General features: G+C 59.8%; 13 protein-coding genes. 4 read left to right on the forward strand and 9 right to left on the reverse strand.

Going from position 1 to position 18,042, the window contains the following annotated elements; translation table 11 throughout:
• The first annotated feature begins 182 nt into the window (after positions 1 to 182).
• Positions 183 to 1,226 (forward strand): zinc-binding dehydrogenase, encoded by a 1,044-nt coding sequence (locus tag WCO56_12995; protein ID MEI7730486.1) that lies wholly within the window; start codon positions 183 to 185, stop codon positions 1,224 to 1,226.
• 128 nt (positions 1,227 to 1,354) lie between these two features.
• On the opposite strand, the gene WCO56_13000 is transcribed toward WCO56_12995, so the two are convergent.
• On the reverse strand, positions 1,355 to 2,290 hold the full coding sequence (locus WCO56_13000; GenBank protein ID MEI7730487.1) for a uracil-DNA glycosylase: 936 nt from the start codon (positions 2,288 to 2,290) through the stop codon (positions 1,355 to 1,357).
• Positions 2,291 to 2,543: 253 nt separating this feature from the next.
• Between WCO56_13000 and WCO56_13005 the strand changes: the two genes are divergently transcribed.
• Positions 2,544 to 2,942: a hypothetical protein gene (locus tag WCO56_13005; GenBank protein ID MEI7730488.1), complete on the forward strand. Its 399-nt coding sequence runs from the start codon at positions 2,544 to 2,546 to the stop codon at positions 2,940 to 2,942.
• Between the two features lie 168 nt (positions 2,943 to 3,110).
• Here the strand turns inward: WCO56_13005 and WCO56_13010 are convergent, their stop codons facing one another.
• The 8 genes from WCO56_13010 to WCO56_13045 all read right to left on the reverse strand — a co-directional run bounded on the left by WCO56_13010 (position 3,111) and on the right by WCO56_13045 (position 15,584).
• Entirely contained in the window at positions 3,111 to 4,235 is a 1,125-nt protein-coding gene (locus WCO56_13010; protein ID MEI7730489.1) for an endo-1,3-alpha-glucanase family glycosylhydrolase, read from the reverse strand.
• Between the two features lie 5 nt (positions 4,236 to 4,240).
• On the reverse strand, positions 4,241 to 7,198 hold the full coding sequence (locus WCO56_13015; protein ID MEI7730490.1) for a family 43 glycosylhydrolase: 2,958 nt from the start codon (positions 7,196 to 7,198) through the stop codon (positions 4,241 to 4,243).
• A 46-nt stretch (positions 7,199 to 7,244) separates the two neighbouring features.
• Positions 7,245 to 9,071: a hypothetical protein gene (locus tag WCO56_13020; GenBank protein MEI7730491.1), complete on the reverse strand. Its 1,827-nt coding sequence runs from the start codon at positions 9,069 to 9,071 to the stop codon at positions 7,245 to 7,247.
• Positions 9,068 to 10,165, reverse strand: coding sequence for a glycoside hydrolase family 88 protein (locus WCO56_13025; protein MEI7730492.1), 1,098 nt, complete (start codon positions 10,163 to 10,165; stop codon positions 9,068 to 9,070). The genes WCO56_13020 and WCO56_13025 overlap by 4 nt, the downstream gene beginning before the upstream one ends.
• Positions 10,166 to 10,380: 215 nt before the next feature.
• Positions 10,381 to 10,593 carry a CotH kinase family protein gene (locus WCO56_13030; GenBank protein MEI7730493.1) on the reverse strand — a complete coding sequence of 71 codons (213 nt, stop codon included), beginning with the start codon at positions 10,591 to 10,593 and terminating at the stop codon, positions 10,381 to 10,383.
• Positions 10,590 to 12,425 carry a hypothetical protein gene (locus WCO56_13035; protein ID MEI7730494.1) on the reverse strand — a complete coding sequence of 612 codons (1,836 nt, stop codon included), beginning with the start codon at positions 12,423 to 12,425 and terminating at the stop codon, positions 10,590 to 10,592. The genes WCO56_13030 and WCO56_13035 overlap by 4 nt, the downstream gene beginning before the upstream one ends.
• Before the next feature lie 21 nt (positions 12,426 to 12,446).
• Positions 12,447 to 14,303, reverse strand: coding sequence for a GDSL-type esterase/lipase family protein (locus WCO56_13040; GenBank protein ID MEI7730495.1), 1,857 nt, complete (start codon positions 14,301 to 14,303; stop codon positions 12,447 to 12,449).
• A 27-nt stretch (positions 14,304 to 14,330) separates the two neighbouring features.
• Positions 14,331 to 15,584, reverse strand: a complete 1,254-nt coding sequence (locus WCO56_13045; GenBank protein ID MEI7730496.1) for a hypothetical protein — start codon at positions 15,582 to 15,584, stop codon at positions 14,331 to 14,333.
• Between the two features lie 124 nt (positions 15,585 to 15,708).
• Here WCO56_13045 and WCO56_13050 point away from each other — a divergent pair, with 124 nt between their 5' ends.
• Positions 15,709 to 17,082: a Gfo/Idh/MocA family oxidoreductase gene (locus WCO56_13050; protein ID MEI7730497.1), complete on the forward strand. Its 1,374-nt coding sequence runs from the start codon at positions 15,709 to 15,711 to the stop codon at positions 17,080 to 17,082.
• Between the two features lie 29 nt (positions 17,083 to 17,111).
• Positions 17,112 to 18,023, forward strand: a complete 912-nt coding sequence (locus WCO56_13055; GenBank protein MEI7730498.1) for a ThuA domain-containing protein — start codon at positions 17,112 to 17,114, stop codon at positions 18,021 to 18,023.
• Positions 18,024 to 18,042: the final 19 nt, after the last annotated feature.

An 18,042-nucleotide genomic window follows, 5' to 3' on the forward strand; every position in this document is an offset into this window, starting at 1 on the left:
TTGCGCCAGGGATTTTTATTAAAAACCCGTCCCAGTGTCGAAAGTTCGGTTAATGAACACTCTGAAGGCGGGGTTGGGCCCGATTCGGTTCTGGTAACGGATGACTGAGTTTATTCGTCAGGCTTCGACCAATTCAGATTCGCACTTTCCTTTTCCCAAGGTTCGCGCATGATGGCGGCACTATGCGTGCAGCGGTTCTATATGGAAAAGAAGATGTACGGGTCGAACAGGTCGCGGAACGGGCCTTGCAACCGGGCGAGGTGCGCCTTGGTATCGAGGCAGCGCTGACCTGTGGTACTGATCTTAAAGTGTTTAAGCGGGGGTACCACGCCCGCATGATCGTGCCGCCTTCCGTCTTTGGCCATGAACTGGCGGGCATCATCAGCGAGGTGTGCCCGTCGCCAAGTGGCGCGGCTTTTCCCTGGAAGGTGGGAGACCGCGTGGTGGTTGCCAATTCCGCGCCGTGTGGTCACTGCTTCTATTGCCGGGAAGGGCAGGAGAATTTGTGCGATGATCTGTTGTTTCTGAACGGAGCGTATGCCGAATCCATAATCATCCCGCCTCGCTTGGCGGAGAAAAACTTGTTGCGCTTGCGTCCCGAAACGAGTTTTGCGGACGCGGCCTTGACGGAGCCGTTGGCGTGCGTGGTGCTGGGCTTGGAGGATTGCCGGTTGAAAATGGGGCAACGCGTGTTGGTGATCGGCTCCGGCCCCATCAGCCTGATGTTTGTCGCGTTGGCCCGGCGGTCCGGGTGTGAGGTCACCGTGGCCGGTCGGGGTGAGACCCGGTTGAAAGCGGCGGCACGCCTGGGGGCCGACCGCCTGATTGTCGTGGGGACCGGGGGGGAAACCGCGGCGGCTGTGAAAGCGGAGGCCACAGGCGATTTTGACGTGGTGTTTGAGGCGGTGGGCAAGCCAGAGACGTGGGCGGCGGCGATTGAGTTGGTACGCAAAGGCGGGTTGGTTAATCTGTTTGGCGGATGCCCCTCCGGCACTTCCGTGTCCTTGGATACCGCGCGCATGCACTACGCCAACCTGACGTTGGTGGCCAGTTTCCACCACACACCACGCACTATTCGGCGCGCCCTTGAGTTCATTGAAAGCGGTGTGATTCGCGCGCAGGACTTTGTGAACGGGGAATGCTCGCTTTCGGAGTTGCCCGGCCTGTTGAAATCCATGGCTACCGGCAATCGCTCGGTGAAAACCCTGATTCTCGTTCGGAAGTAGCGCCGGGAAGTGTGGTTACACGCTAGAAGACACCGTTAGCCGCAAAGAGGCACAAAAAACGCAAGAAAAGAATGCTTGTTGCAGGCTAACGGGGCCTGCGATTCAGTTGCTGGCGTTGGATTTGGGGTTTATCCACTCGACTTGAGGAAAAAGCGGCGTTGCTTTTCGCTGATGGGCAGCCCGAGCTTTTCCATGACCTGCAACATGTCCTCCCAGACCAGGCGCTTGTCGCGTAGCGATTCCTGGTGCAGCAGATAGGAGGGATGATAGGTGGGCATCAAGGGAATGCCTCGGTAGGTGTGCCAGGTGCCGCGCAGCCGGGAAATACCGGTCTTGCCCAACAATCCCTCCAAGGCGGTGCCGCCCAGCGCAACCAGGATTTTGGGCCGGATAATGTCAACCTGCTGGTGCAGGTAAGGAATGCAGGTTTGCATTTCCACTGCTGTGGGTTTGCGGTTGCCGCGGGATTGACCGGGCGTATCGGGACGGCACTTGAGAATGTTGGCGATATACACTTGTTCGCGAGCCAGTCCCATTGTCGCGATGATGCGATTGAGCAATTGGCCGGCGGCACCAACGAACGGTTCGCCCTGTTGGTCTTCGTCAACTCCCGGTGCTTCTCCGACAAACATCAGATCGGCATCGAAATTACCTACCCCGAACACCACGTTTTTGCGCGAGCTGGCCAGGCCCGGGCATTTAACGCACGGCAACACCTTTTCACGCAGAGCCGCCAAGGCGGTGGCTTTTGCAGCCGAATCCAAGATGGAGGCAGGGGTGTTTGGTGCGCTTGCCGGTATGGGGGCGGGCGGGGGTAATGGCGCGGATGTCGTGCGGGGTATTGGTGCCGGAGTCGGTGCAGGCCGGAATGGGGCGGGGGACGGCGGGGGAGCAGGTTTGGCTGGCGCCACGGCGGACGGACGGCGTAATGGCGTCTTTTGCCCCAAAGCGGCCAAGGCATCAGGCGACACCTGCACAAAGCGGGTGCCTTGGGTTCGCAGCTCTTCCAAATGCTGGATCGTCGCGTCCAGCAGTTGCTCGTACATGTCCGGCATGGCGCGCATGGTAAATCTTATGGCGGAATGCGCACGTAAAAAATGCGGGTAATATCAGGGAGGCGGCAAGGCGGGGTGACGGGGGACGCGACACCGCTTTGGATTTGCGCGCAGGCAATCGCACCGGACGGATTGGCGGCGGTGACGCTGGGGATCACAATGCCGTTCCGTACCCCCTCACCCTAACCCTCTCCCTTGGGGCTGAACGTGTCCCACAACTTTTGTGCTGAACGCCGCCGGTGGTTTGAGGGCAAGCTGGCGCATGGTTATTTGTGGGCGCGAAATCAGTTCGGATGTGATGGCCCGGCTCAACGCAAGCGGGGAGGGATTATCGCGCCGACAACTGTCACGCGAGCTGTGCCAATGGCTGGATTGGCGAGGGCCTGCGGGAACTTGGCAGACCAGCATGGCTCGTTTGGCCATCCAGCAACTGGAACGCCGCGGTCTGCTCAAGTTGCCCGCCCGAGCCAGCCCCCTGGCGGGACGGAGGAAGTCAACGCGCGTACGAGCCCAGGCTTTGGAACTGCCACCGATTGGAGGATCCCTCCGGGAGTTGGGGCCGGTGGAGTTGGTGTTGGTGGGCCACCGCGACAGCCAGGTGGCCCGGCAAAGCCGGCAGTTGCTGGAGCGCACTTCGCCGATCTGGGGCTATTCTCCTTAGCCAGAGCCCGAGCTGAAGCGAGCCAGGTCCGATACAGGACTCACTAACTGGAGAGCCGAATGCGGGAAATTCGCCTGTCCGGTTCGGAGGGAGGGGTGGCCATACGGGCCATCCCTACCCCTATCGCAATTTATGGAAATGCCATAAGCACGTTGATTTCGATTCTGGTTATTTGTCAGGCTTGATCCATGACGGTAGGGTGAATGACACGCCTTTCCATTCGGCCAGGATCTTCAGGTAAAGATATGGGTCTGGCCAGGTGGAAGACGGTTCGACGACCGTGGACTCGGGCCATTCGTTCCAACTGGTGACCATGATAAAATCGGCGCCGGCGTCAGTGGCGGCACGCAGGAAGTCGCGCAGGGTCTGCCCATCCCGGCGCGGCATCACGTAGGGATCGTCGCGGAAGTAGGAGTTGTCGTGGCCGGGATGGACGGGCAGGAGCATCTTCTTTCCCGCATCGTGGGCGAGCTTGGTCAGGTAGCGGTATTTGCCGGCGAGAGCATCGTAGTTGTGCGCACGGAAGTTCGAGAACGTGCTGTAGAACGCGAAGCTGTCCACACCTGGCGTAGCGAGCCATTCGGCAGGAATGCGCTTTTCACGGGCAAGGTCGCCGGTGTTGGCCGCTTTGGCGTCGTGGGCGATTTTGTCCACGATCCAATAGACTGAGCCGACTTCACCCTCGACGTGTTTCTTCAGCAGCGGAAACTCCGCAGCGGTCAGGCCCGGTTTCGTCGCCACTTGGTAGAGATACACCACTGGACGTCCATCAATCCGCAGGTAGGAGGGATGATCCTTGTAGCGTTTCAGGGTTCTCGTCAGCATGGCCTGGTAGTCCTCAAACTTGTGGTGGAACTGTGCCCTTTCATCGAGCAGGGCGAATTTGAATCCGTGCTTGCCCGCCGCGGCGACGATGCCGCGCTCCACGTTTTGATCGAGGGCGTTGTGCGTGTCCCACCAGTCCACGAGGAACGCATCAATGCCCGCCGCCTTCGCCAATTGCACGTGCCATTCGGCGATCTTTGGATCGGCACTGTCGTAGAGGCCGACCAGCGGACGAAGGACGCTATTCGGGGGTGGTTCGCCGGGTTTCTGCTCCTTCCTCGCCAGCGCGTTGGTCGCGGACGATGGATACGTCCAGTGCAGGAACGGCCGCTTCGGGTGCTGACCGTTGTGATACCAGCAATAGTAATTCGCCAGCAGGAGCGGACGCTTTGGCGGAGCATCGGCGGCGTGGAGTGGGGCCAGCGGTGCGAGCAGCAGGACGGTGAGGAGATGATTGGCTGTTTTCATGAGCGTTAAGGGTTACGCGGAGAACTCTGTCCACTCTCGAGGAATGGTCCTTTCGCATTCCAGAACACTTCCACGTTGGACAACCACCAGGTGTTTCCCTTGTCCGGGTTGCCCTGGAAAAAGAGGAAGCTGCGAGCGCCGTCGTCGAAGATGCCGGGATGGCCTGATTCGCTGGAATTCCACTCGCCGGGCCGTCCGTTGCGCAGGAACGGCTCGTTGAACAACCGCGTCCACTTCACGCCGTCCTTGCTGGTGGCGACGCCAATTTGTTGCGGCGTGTTGTCGTAGGAGCCGGCGTAGAACATGTAGAGTTGTCCATTGCGGCGAATGATCGAGGCGGCCTCGATGCACTCGCCTTCCCACGGCAATTCGGGTTTCAGGATGGGACCGTCCTTGGAAAGGTGCGTCCACTCGTTGCGGCTGAACGTGGTGTTCGCGGGCGCGGCCGCCACGCCCTGCATCTGGACTTTGTAGCCGGGATCGCGCGTGGCGTAATACATCAGATACTTGCCGTCGTGAAAGAACACTTCCGCGTCAATGGCCCGACCGCAATTCCACGCACCGTCCGGGCGGAAGATGGGATTACTCGGGTTGCGTTTGAAACCGGTGATGCCATCGTCCGAGACCGCGTGGCAGATGGCGTCGTTCGTGCCATTGCCGTAGGTCTGATAGAACAAATGCACCTGGCCATCCTTCACCAGGCCGCACGGGGCGCTGATGCCATTCCTTTCGTAGGGCTCCTGCACGCGGATCACGCCCACGTTCTTCCAATGAATCAGATCGCGGCTTTCGGTGATCTCGCTTTCGCGCGCATCGCTGCCTGGTACCGGCAGAATCGAGGAATACATCAGATACCGCCCACCCAGGCGGAGCACGAATGGATTCTTCGACCACGGCTTGCCCCGCCGCGTGGTGTCGGCATACATCATACGGTCCTTCGAGGGAGAGGGGTTTTGGGCGGTTCGCTTGTTTGCATCCCACGATGTCGAACCCGCTGTCCACGGTTTCACGCCATACGGAAAGGCCCCGAGGTCGGGTGGCTGGCCGGCTGTGCCCAAGGCGTAAGGGGCACGCACCACACCGGCGCGGCGGGCGGGGGAATCGGCCCGCAGCTCAAACCGCGAGCCGGGCACAAAACGGGGATCGGTGCCCGGAAACAGGTTGCTTTTGACGGTTGCGCCCACGCCCGGCTCGGCACGGGCCAGGAAGATGTTGTTGGCAACCACTGTCTCCGGCGAAGGGCAGTGTTTCCAGCCGTAGCTCCAGCTTGTTCCGGAAAGGGTATTGTTCAGGATCAAGTTGTTCCGGTTAGTCTCTCCCTTGCCTTCGCGCGAGTTCAGCACGAGCGCGCGATCCACGTTCCAAGTGACGTTGTGGTCCACGATGTAGTTGGAGCTTCCGTTGTCCAGGTAGATCCCCTTGGAATTGTTGGGCCGCGCCAGTCCGCTGCTGGGGCCGTCGGTGTCGTGAATCCGGTTGTAACAGATGCGGGTGTTCTCGCCATCGGTCGAGGCGGCATAGACACCGCCAAAATCGGTCACTTGCAGGCCGCCGTGGGACAGGTCGTTGTATTCAAGCAAGCCTGCACGGAGCTTCCCCATGTCAATCATCCGGTGGCCGACGTCGTAAATTGTGTTGTGCGAAATGACCGCGCCGCGGCAGCCACCGCCGGTATTGATTCCAGCGCCGATGCCTCCGGTGTAGTCAATATCATGAATAACATTGTTGGAAATGGTGTGGCCAACCCCAATCAGGGCGACGCCGTTTCCGGCGCTATAAGCCAACAGACTGTTGCGAAGGACGTTTGATTGGCCGTTGAGGATGATGCCGGAATTGGTCAGGCCCGTTTTCCATCGCACCAGTTCGGAAAAGTGCGAAAGATAGCGGCAATCCAGTCCGTTCAGGTCGAGGTGGCCACTGTCCTTGTCCATGACAATCGTGGCGGCAAACAGCTTGAGTCCGCTCAAAGCAATATGCGATCTCCCGCGCAAATCGAAGGCGAACTGGCGCGCTTTGAACTCGACGCGATGCTGCGCCGGGTCTGCATCCGCGGGCGGGTGGAAATGCAATCTCCGGCTGGCCGGGTCGTAAAACCATTCGCCCGGCGCATCCAGTTCGGAAAGCTTTCCAGTGAGATGGAACGGATTCCCCTCGCGCGGCTGATAATCCGTGCCTTCGTGGAATGGAAATTGAATCCAGCCGGGCCCCGAAGCGGCAACCTTGAGGGTTTCAAAAATCCAAACCTTTCCCAAGGCAATGTGCAAGGAGGCGCCGGTCCAGTATCCGGGTGGCTGATTCAGCGCTGCATTGGTGATGGTGCCGATCGCTTTGTCGCGTGTGCCGACGCAGGAGCCGGACTGCGCGGCTAGTTTGGCGGGGCGCGAAACATCCAGGGAAGCGTTCGGGAACCGCGCTTCGATCATCATCTGGCCATTGAAAAACAACTGGTTATCGTTTCCGAGGGGCATGGGCACGGCCGCCTGGAAGAGCTTGTTGCTGCCCCGGCTCCAAGCATCGGCCGGCACGATCTCCGCGCCGCTTAAGGTCACCTCTTCGCCCTCGTAATTCCGAAAGGTAATCGGGCGTCCGGCCTCGCCCGAACGCGAGGGCGCAACCGGCTCCCGATAGGTGCCGGCACGGATAAGAACGGTGTCGCCCGGCCCGGTAATCGAGGCCGCCTTCTGAATGGTCCTGAAAGGCCGCTCCAGCGTGCCGGGATTGGTGTTCACGCCGTTGGTTGCGACGTAGAACTGGGCGGCGTGCAGTGCGGCCAGCGGCGCGAGCAGCAGGGCGGTGAGGAGGGCAAGAGTGGGTTTCATGAAATTCGATAAACCCGAGGGGGTGTCTTTCAGTTCGACCGAGGGCAACTGGAAAATGCGTTCGGCAACGGTCCACCGCCCTTCGCGCGACACCTGAAGCCAGCGCACGCGAAGGAGGTTCAGAATGGAGGAAACTTGCTTCATAAGTTGTAACACATGGGGTTTGAGAATTATCGCAGGCCGCAAGTCATCATGGGACGCCATGGGGCCTAATCTGGTACACGATGCGGCGGGCAGGCGTTTCAGCCAGTGCAGCCTCCGCTTGTCCGTTGCGGTGGTTGAGACGCAGCCCGCTACGCTGCAACCGGGTTTCACCGGGCTCGAGCACCGTGAAACAAATTCCTTGCCCGCGCAGATGCAAGGTGGCGGTGTTTCCGTCCAGGATGACGTTCGTATTTTCCTCCCCGTCAAAGACCAGCATGGGCCAGGAGACGCGCAGCTTATCCGCCTTGCCGGAGAGGTCATTGGTAACGGTTACCCCGGCACGTTCGATCACGACTGTTTCGGCTATTCGCAACGCCTGGGAGTTGCTGCCATTGGGCGGAACCACAAACTCAATCCGGAAGCTGGCACGAGCTGTTTGCTGCTGCAGAATGGTCAGCGCAGGCACAGCAGAGGTCATGGCTGCCAGGGATTGCCATCTCCCGGCGGCGTCCTGCCAGGCGGGCCCCAGCGACAGGCTGCTTTTTTCATTACCGGTTTTGACGATGCATCCATCCGAAGGACCCAGTTGGGGATGTCCCCCCTTGAGATGCACGCGCAATAACCCCGTGGGGTTGTAGATTTGATTCCCGCGCGTCATGTACTGCACGTAGTTCCCGCTGGCATTGGCCACCACCATGGAGAATTCAGGCAGTGAAATCACAAACCCGCCCACATCGGCCGGCGCGGGCGCCTCGGCGATGGCATCGTCGGCAAAACGCCACGCGGCGCAGAGCATCGAACAGGCCAGCAGGTTATAATTGGCATGCACGGAATAACCTTCATAGCCATGGCGGGATTCGATGGGGTAACGGTTTTTAACAATGTACCCGCTGCCGTCCGGTCGGATCCACTGCCGGATGCTTTGCAGAGCAAGATGCGCGCCGCGCTTGAAGGCGCCCGCCTCCGGCAGTTTGCCGGCTTGGGCGTATCGGGCGGCGTAGATTTCATACACTTTGGCCAACTCCGCCTCGTTCCAGATATGCTGCGCGCTGCGATAACCGGTCGGAAGCTCTCCGAATGGCGATTGAATCATGAGGCTGGTCCACGCGCCGCGCCAGCAGGCATCGCGGTAGAACTTGTACGCCTGCCCCTGATAGCCCAGGTGCAGCATGCCGGTGAGGAAGTAGCGGGAAAAGGCATCATAGGCAAACGGAGCGCCATGCTCCAGGTAAAGTCCCAAAGGAGTGATATGCGGTTTTTGAATAGCCAGCGCCTGATCCACGTATTCCGATGAGCCCCACCCGCGCTGTGCGCGCAAAAATTCTCCGGCGGTGTGGACCAGCGTCCAGTTATTGTCTGCCTTGCCATAGGTGGCATAGGTGGTTTTGGGATTGAGCATGGCCAACTGTTTCCGCCAGGTTTCCAACCGGGCGGCGGGGGCAATTTTTTCAAATTCCTCCAGCGCCAGCATGGCCGGGTAGGTGTAAAAATCCGGATGCTGATCCGGAAAAGCCTTCCGGCCTTTGGCCAAACTGTCCGCGCAAAAATCCATGGCCCGCATGCCGGATTCCAGGAGTTGCGGATCCCGGTCAAATCCGCTGGCAGCCAGGGTGGCCACGGCATGCGCATAACAGGGGGGGCTGAATTGCGTGCGGCCATCCACTGGATCAGGCAGATCGCCGTTGGCTTTCTGGCAGGGACGCAAAGCGCGCACTTGGCCGGCAACCACTTTCAAGTAATCCGCGCGGGTCAATCCGGTGGGAGTAAAATCCGCCACCCGTTTTTGGCTTTGGAGAACCTGGTTGATCTGCGGCTGGAGCGGGTGCTCCGTGGCGCTGATCAACGACGCGGCAATGACGGCGCCGAGCATCATTTTACCAGGCGGTAGATTTCACTACCGGCCAAGAGAAAAGTCCCGGTGACATATTCATGGGTCAGCTCCTGCTTGACCACCGCCGGACGGTCGCCCACGGGCTGGCCAAACTGCACCTGACCTTCGGCGCTGACCACACCCGCCAAGGCTTTCCAGGCTTTGCGCACCACCGGCTCGTAGGTGGCGCGGTCCAGCATGCCACGATTAATGCCCCAGGTCATGGCATAACAAAAAAAGCCGGTGCCACTGCTTTCCGGCACCGGGACGTGATCCAGGTCGGCGAGGTTGGGCCTCCATAGTCCATCGGCCGGTTGGCATTTGGCAACGGCGGCGGCCATGGCCCGGTATTGCGCCAGGTATCCGGCATAGGCAGGGTCGCTTTCCGGCAAATATTCCAGCACCCGCACGATACCGCCCAGCACCCAGCCGTTGCCGCGCGACCAGAAAATCTTTTTGCCGGCCGGCGATTTTTGGCCGATGAAGCGGCGGTCACGATAATAAAGGGATTCCTCGCGGTCATATATCTCGGCGGTGACGTCGGTCCAAAACGCGTGCATATAATTGAGATACTGTTTATCCCCGGTTGCTTTGGCCAGCATGGCCAAGGTGCAGGCACCATACAGGGAGTCCGCATAGCGGCGCCCGCCTTCAAAGTACCAAACCTTGGCGCCGGCCGGAGAATTTGAGGCGGGGGTGTTGAGCCACTGAACGGCAGGCTCGATCATACCGGAGTCCTTCTTTTCGAGGTAGAGCTCCGTCCAGGTTTCGACGCAGAACAGGCGGTTGGCACCCTGCTTTTCCGTGCCAACCTGCCACTGGTGCTGTTTTCCCCATGCGATGGCCTGGTCCTGGAATCGCGGGTCGCGGGTGTTCTTCCAGGCGGACATGATGCCCGTGTACCAGGTGGCGCGTTCCCAATTGCGGTCGGACGGCTTCATGACGGGATGGGCGGCCTGCCAGTCATTGGCTTTGTGCATCAGTTGGACAATCACTTCCGGACGGAACACCTCGTCCGCCGGGGTTGCGCTTCGGGCCGGGGCGCAGCAACAACCAGCCAGCCCGATGATGGTGACAAGGCGCCATGGTACAATCATGGCCGATTGCAGGAAAGACGAGTGGGGGTGAGTCTTCATAAAATCAATATGTTACACATGTTTCTGTTGGTCAATACGGTGTTTCCATCGCTACCTTGGGTTGGCGGTTCCAAGACTACGATGTGCCGTTGGCCATGCGCAACTCCGTTTCATTGGACATCAGTTTACGTATTCATGATCTGCAATTGGACGAAAGTGGCAATGGTTGAATTCGATCAGGCCAAAGACTGTTTGAGGAAACCTTTGTCGTGGCCCTCCTTCAGGTAGTAAAGGCCGAGCGTGCGCCCGTTCAGGATAACCACCGCGTGAACGATCCGCGGGGCGGGCACACCCGCAGCCTGGAAGACTTCGCCGGACAGGAGTTCGTTCATGAATCGCGGATCCAGCGGCGAGAGCATCAGGGTGACGAGGATGGAGATATGTTTCAAGGCTTGTTCGCTTTCCAGTCATCTAGCACCGCGAGCAGGGCGTGGTAGTTGTCCACCAGCAAGCCCTCGTAGCCGTGGCCACCGCCGTTCCAATCACGCCAGTCGAGTGACCGGCCGGTAACATCGAAACCTTGGAACTTGCCTTGAGCATATCCGGCCAGCATGGGATGGAAGATGCGGCGGGCCTCTTCCACACGGCCAAGTTGATAGAGCGCCTTGATGGTGTAATAGGCCCAGCAGCCGGTTGCGCCTCCATTTTCGTAAAACTGGAAACCGTCGCTGCCGTCGTCGAGGAGCGGTTCACCGGTGGCTTCGGGCTTGTGGTTCTCGTGGACGTAATCCCCCTTCTGCACCGGCACAAGGTTGCCCGGCAGGCCAATGCTGAAGTTGGTGTAGCCGACCTCCTGCATCTTCGCCAGCAGCCGGTCCATGACGCGGTTCGCGGTCGGATCGTCGAGCAGGCCGAACGTAACGGCCATGCCTTGCACATAGGTGAACCAGTAGTCGTGCAACTGGCCGTCGGCGCTCTTCCAGCCGGCGATTACGCCCGTCGCCGGATTCAGCAGGGTGAGCGCGTAGGCGGCGCGGAGCTTCGCGGCTTTCTCGCTGAAGAACCTGGCGTCGTTGTCGTGTTTGAGTTGGCGCGCCAGTTCGGCGAACATCGTGGCGCCCCGATAGGCGAGCGCGTTGGCGAAGGCGTCCTCGTGGCCGTAGTTGATGGTGTCCCACCAGTTTGCGGGGCGCCGATCGGTTTTGGGGCGGTCGCCGAAGTTGCCCGTGCCGGGGTATTCAATAAGGCCGTTACCGTTCTTATCGGAGGCAAACATTTCATGCCCCCAGGTGGCCAGTTTGTCGTAGTTGGCGCGCGCCCATTTTAAGTCGCCCGACCCGTTCACATAGTTGCACGCCGAGATGAGGAACGAGGGCAGCGTATCCAGCGACGTCAACGGCGTTTTCCACGCAATGAGGTCCGCCTCGCCGGGAGTGTAACCGTAGCCGATCTGCCCGTAACCCAGTGCGCCAGCCAGGTAGCGGTCGAGCGTCATGCGGATCAGATCGTTGGCGGTCAAGCCGTCGGCCAACGGCGGCGTGTGCCGCGCGAGATCCGAATACTCAAACAGCGTGAACGCGCAGGGATCGCTGGAGGCGTTGTTTGCGAGCATCTGCACCCGCGGATTGACCTGGAAGACGTTGAGCCAGTCGCGCCGGAAGCCATCGTAGAGCGGATTCTTCTCGATGCCCGCGAGGTTTGGATGAATCGTCACCACTTCGAGCCGGTATTCGACGCGCCGCTGCTTCGCCGTCGCCGCCGGAAAGGCGATGCGCACGAACGGAGGCTTCGCGAACCGGCGCGCGTCGTAATCGAGCTTGGCGTCGCGCGCGTTACCGGTGATGCGCAAGGTTCCCATGTCCGGCAAATGCAGCACACAGGGCAGGCTCATCTGCCGCTCGCCCGGCTTCATCAGGCCGAGCAGTGTGGCGTGATTGGCCTTTTGATTGAAGGTGAGCATGAACGGCGGGGCTTGGACGCCGGACGCGTAATCCGAACGCAGGGTCAGCACCTTTTCGCTGCACGAGACATGCCAGACGGGGTTCCCGTTGAATTGGTAGGTCTGGCCGACGAGTTCGAGGCCCGCAATGGCATTGGTCTCCGCGAGCACCGGATTCTGGTCCAGCTTGCCTTGGCCCAACGAGTCCACGGCGAATGCGCTGAACGCCGGGGTCGTGCGAGAGAGGCCGACGGCAAGGTGTTTGGATTGGAATTCGGCTTTGGCGGCGTGCAGCACAGCCAACGGCGCGAACAGCAGGGTGGTCAGATAAAAATATTTCATGAGCCAATATGAGAATGAGCATTACAGTTTTTCGATTAGTTTGTCCACCAACAGCTTTAGTTTGGTGGCAAAGACCTCGTAGCCGGCTGGGCCAAGATGCAGGTGCCCGTCGGAATACAGCGAGGTCTTCAGGGTGCCGTCGGCGTTGGTGAAATCACTCCACAGATCCAGAATATGGACTTGGGGATCGCGGTCGAGTTTCAGCGCGTCGAGCGCGGTGTTGATCTCTCGCACTTTCGCACCGACTTCCTTGCTCGGGTCGAAGGCCGGGAGAATTTTTACGAGGACGATCTGCGACTTGGGACAGCGCATTCGCAGGTTCTCAATGCACAGTTTGATACCATGGGCTGCCGATGCAGCGGGTGCACCGTTGGCAAAAACCAGCGGGGCGTTGTTCACGCCGATCATCAGCACGATGACCTTCGGCGACGCGCCATCGAGCGCGCCGTGGTCGAGCCGCCAGAGAATGCTCTCCATGCGGTCGCCACCAATACCAAGGTTGACGGTCTTCTTGTCGCTAAAATGTTTTTGCCATGCAGCATTGAACGCCGCACCGTCCCAGCCGCCGCCCCAGCCTTGCGTGATGCTGTCGCCGAGAAGGGCCATATCGATGCCATCCTTCATCGCGCGCACCTTTTCGACGCACGCGGCGTGATGCGCAACCCATAGATTTTCCTCACCGTCCTTGCCCCAACGGGCTGCCGTCGGAGTAACGAACCACATCTCGGGCAGATGCTTCTGCACCTCGTGGCCGGGCTTGCGGAAGTACTCACCTTTGGCAACCCAATCCTTCTCCGCGTCCGTCAGTGGCCAGCCGGTGAGCTGCGGGTCCATCTTGCCTTCGTTGTACGGCGCATAGGGATAGATGAGGATCTTGCCATCGTTAACGATCTGTTTTGCCTGTGCAGGCTCTGCTTTAACTTGCGCCGGTTTGGCGGCCGGAGCGGGACTGGCTTCCGGAGCCGAAGCCGGATAAGTCCTGGGCACTGACTTGGGCACTTCTCTTCCAGCCAGGAAAGCCTCCAGCAGGGGCTTTAGTTTTTCCGCGTAGAGCCTATAGCCTCCGTCCTGCGACAGGTGGATGTTGTCGGGGGTGAACAAGGCCTTCTGCAGCGTGCCATCGGCATTCACCATGTCGCCCCAAATATCCAGCACCCTGACCATGGGATCGGCTTCCAAATCCAACTTATCCAGCGTGCCGTTAACCAGCTTGATGTCCTCATAAAATCGGTTACCCGGTGCGTGCGCGGGCAACACCTTCACCACGATCACCGGGGCCTTGGAGAACTTCTCGCGCAGGTTGTCCACGCAAACTTTGATGCCTTTGGCGACCGGCTCGATGCCGGTCTCAGGCGTAAAGAACATGTTGTTGTTGCCGATGAGGAGCACACACAGTCGCGGCTCAAGACCTTCCACGCCGCCGTGGTCGAGGCGCCAAAGTACGTTTTGCGTTTTGTCGCCGCCGATGCCGAGGTTGACAATCTTCAGCTTGGGGAAGTGCTTTGCCCACGCAGCGCTCCACTGCATTGTGATGCTGTCACCCACGAGCAAAACATCTATGGGGCCTTTGCTGGCCTGCGCGACCTTGACCAGGTTCGCGTGGGTATCCAGCCAGCTCGTGCCGCCCCAGAACCCGGCCGAGGGCGTCACTGGCCACATTGCAGGCTTGTGTTGGTTGATATCGCGGCCAGGTCGGCGCTCGTACTCCGGAAGCTGAACATATTTTCGCTCCTCCTCGGTCAGCGGCCAGCCGGTCTTCTGTGGATCCATCTTCCCTTCGTTGTAAGGAGCGTAGGGATACTCCAGGGCCTTCATGGGCAGAACGGCGGCAAAAACCGCCAGCGCGAATAGTGCTTTCGTGAGGTCTGATCGTTTCATTTTGAGGTTAATTTCCTGTTGACCGGTTTACTTCGTGTTGGCGGCCAGGGTTTGAGTGATGCCTTGCAACGCCATACTGTTGGAGCGGATGCCTTCCCAGTTGAAGATGCAGACGTAGCGGCAGCGCTGATCGGCCAGGGTCTTGGTCAGCGCGCTTTGCCACGCGGTCGCGTCCTTCTTGCCTTGGAGCAACCATTCGGCCGCCGCCCAGTAGGGAGCGTCCGACCGAGCCAGATTTCGTTGTACGCCGACGTCTTTGCCGGGATCAGCCGCATGCTGGTAGAAGCTCCAGCCGGGGCAGGCATAACGGTTGACCGGCACATCGTAGATCAGTTCACCTGTCTTCCACCCCGCACCGTGGGCAAACAAGCGGTCGCGCGGCACCCCGGCCTGAGAGGCTTCGCGGCAGAGGTTTTCGAGATAGTGCCGGGAAACGTCGCGCAATTCGCTTTCAGTGGGGGCGCCGCTGGTACGGATACCGGAAGTTTTTAAAGCGGCATAGCCGATCTGGGCTACTCCCCGTGCCAGGACGTCGTCGGTCTTCAGGTGTCCCGGCGGATCCTCCGTGGCAGGTTTGGCTAACAGTGCATTGCCGTCGGGATAATGATATGCGTTAACGCCAATCGAAGTTTCATGTCCCAGCTTGACGCCAATGAAGAGGTGTTTCTTATTGACCGGCAATTGGGTGTACCAAGCCATGACCATCGGGATCAACCGTCGAATCTCCGTCCCGCATGCTTCAGTGTAGCGTGAGCTGGCAAAGTTTGGTGGCGGCAATACGCGGATTTGGCGCCCCCAGTTGCGCCAGGCAATCTTGATGGCGTTATCGGGTGACCAACCGGTCCATTCCACGTTTTCGCGGTTAGCCGGGTTGTATCCGGGTTTGGCCGGATCCCACCAGTTCCACAGATCGGGCCGGTCTTGCCACCAGTGTTCGGTGTCAATTTGGACGAGGATCGGCGTGCCCGTTTGTTCCGCCGACTTCAAGAACACTTCCAAGGCCTTCAGGGTGATTTCCGGCCGGGTGCGGAAACAGGAAAAAATGTAGCTGATCCCGGTTTGGCGGCGGGCCTCCGGCTGGTTTGGGAAATGAGTCAACACCTCCTCGAACTGTTTGCGGCCAAGCGTCTCAGGTGTACCCTGATACATGCCCTGGCCGGGAGCGCGGCAAAACAGAATGTATTGAGTTGTTGGGCGGTTCTCAGGCCCCGCAGAGTGGATCTCCGCGGCAGGCGCCGCCAAGGCAAGGCCAACGATCTGACCCCAGAGCGCGACAGTCAAAAAAGTGAAATTACACAATAATCTCATGACGGCAGTCTGGCTGAACTTCCGGTGGGTGTCATGTCACAGAATTCGTGACACGGCTGAATACAATGCTATCGCAAAACGTCAGAACTTGCGCTTTATGCAACATACCTTATTAAATGTTTCGCGCCGCGGTTTTCTCAAGGCATCAGCGCTGGGCATCAGTGCGGCCGCTTTCGGCGGGCCATTGGTGATGCGCGGCAGTGCCGCCTCGACGGCCGCCAACGGCAAGGTGAATCTCGCCGTGGTCGGTTGCGGCGGGCAGGGCTGTGGCGACATGGGCGGCCTGCTTTCCAACGGTGCTAATCTGGTCGCCCTGTGCGACCCGGATGCCGGGCAGATCGAAAAGGCAGGGGCTGCTGCAGCCAAGCGAGGTGGCAAGACAGCCAAGGTCTACGAGGATTATCGGAAGCTGCTGGATGACGCCGCGACCTTTGACGCTGTCTTGATCGCCACCCCAGACCACTGGCACGCTCCGCTGTGCAAGGCCTTCATGAAGGCCGGCAAACACATCTATTGTGAGAAGCCCCTCACGCACAGCATCGCCGAGGCACGTGAACTCCGCGAGTTGGCTCGCCATAGCAAGGTCGTGACCCAAATGGGCAATCAGGGAAGTGCCGGTATTTCGCTGCGCCGCTCCGTCGAGATCATCAAGGCCGGCGCGCTCGGGCAGATCCGCGAAGTATACGAGTGGGGTATCCATAGCTTCGCCCGCGAAGGCAATGCCCAAGGCGAGGACACCATTCCCCCTGGCTTCAATTGGGACCTGTGGGTCGGTCCGTCAGGCATGCGTCCCTTCAAGAAGGACGTTTATCATCCCAAGAACTGGCGGGGTTGGTATGACTTCGGCAACGGCAGCCTAGCGGACTTCTGCTGCCACTCCATGAACCTGCCCGTGCGGGCACTGGACCTGGGCTATCCCGAGCGACTGGTGGTGAACGTCAACCCTCAAAACCCGTGGGAGCAGACGGCTGGCAAGGCAGCAGTGGAGTACCATTTCCCGGCCCGCGGCAATCTCCCGCCGGTGGCATTGTATTGGCAGGGCGGAGGCAAGCCGCCCACCGATGTCATCAAGCCCGTCCTCGATCTGGACCCGAGCAAGACGGGCCTCTTTATCCGGGGCGAAAAGGGCTGCATCTACACCGATCATTGGAATGACGGCGGCCTGATACGCCTCAACGGCGAATCCGATCTTGTGAGCGTGCTGAACCATCCCGCCACCAAGCACATTCCCGCGAGCCTTCCGCGCACCAAGGGACACGGCAAGGAATGGCTTGACGCCTGCCGGGGCGAGGGACGCACCTTCTCCGACTTCGATACCGGCGGGAAGCTCACAGAGATCGGTCTGGCCGGTGTTTTAGCAATTCGCGCGGGCAAGAATCTGGAATGGGATGGTGAGAAGATGGAAGCCAAGAACGCTCCCGAAGCGGCCCGCTTCGTTCATACTGAGTACCGGAAGAAATGGCTGGTCTGACCGATTCCACTCTGTAGAGGAATTTCACAATGAAACTGAGATCTTACCTGTTAGCCGGTCTGTTGGTCCTCGCGGCAGCTTCGACATTCGCTGCCGAAAAGCCCATCAGAGTCCTCATCATCGGCGGTCAGAACAACCATGACTGGAAGACCACGACGCCCCTCATGAAAGGCGTCCTGGACAAGGCCGGCCATTTCCAGACGACCGTTGACAACACCCCGGAGAAGGACGCACCCCAGGCTGAATGGGACGCATGGAGCCCGAAGTTTCGCGAGTTCAACTGCGTCGTGCTCAACTACAACGACAATGGCATGAAGTGCCCCATGTGGTCCGAGCAGGTCAAGAAGGACTTTGTCGAATATGTCCGGGGCGGCGGCGGCGTCGTGGCGATCCATGCAGCCAATAACTCGTTTAGCGGCTGGAAAGAATACGAGCAGATGATCGGCCTGCTGTGGCGCTGGTGGGGCAACGGCTACAGCCTCTATGTCGATGATGACGGCAAGGTGGTCCGCGAGGAACCTGGCCAGGGCCGCCAAATGGGCCACGGCGACTGGGCTGGGTGGTACGCCTGGACGATGACCGTCCGCGATACGGAGCATCCCATCACTCAAGGCATGCCTGTGCATTGGCTGCACCAAAAGGACGAGCTTTACCATGGCCAGCGTGGACCGGCCGAGAACGTCCATATCCTGCTCACCGCCTACTCGGAGCCGGGCGGCAAGCACAAGGGCACCGGTAAGAACGAGCCGATCGTCTGGTGGGTGCCCTACGGCAAAGGCCGCGTCGTCACCAACGTGATGGGCCACGACCTGAATGGCATGAAGTGCGTCGGCTTCAAGCTGCTGCTCCTGCGGGCGTGCGAGTGGGCAGCCACGGGAAGATGCTCAATCCCCATCCCGCCAAACTTCCCCAACTCCGAGAAGACGAGCGTGGAACCGTAGGGCCAGGGTGGCAAAGCAG

It is taken from the genome of Verrucomicrobiota bacterium, assembly GCA_037139415.1.
Taxonomy (GTDB): domain Bacteria; phylum Verrucomicrobiota; class Verrucomicrobiia; order Limisphaerales; family Fontisphaeraceae; genus JBAXGN01.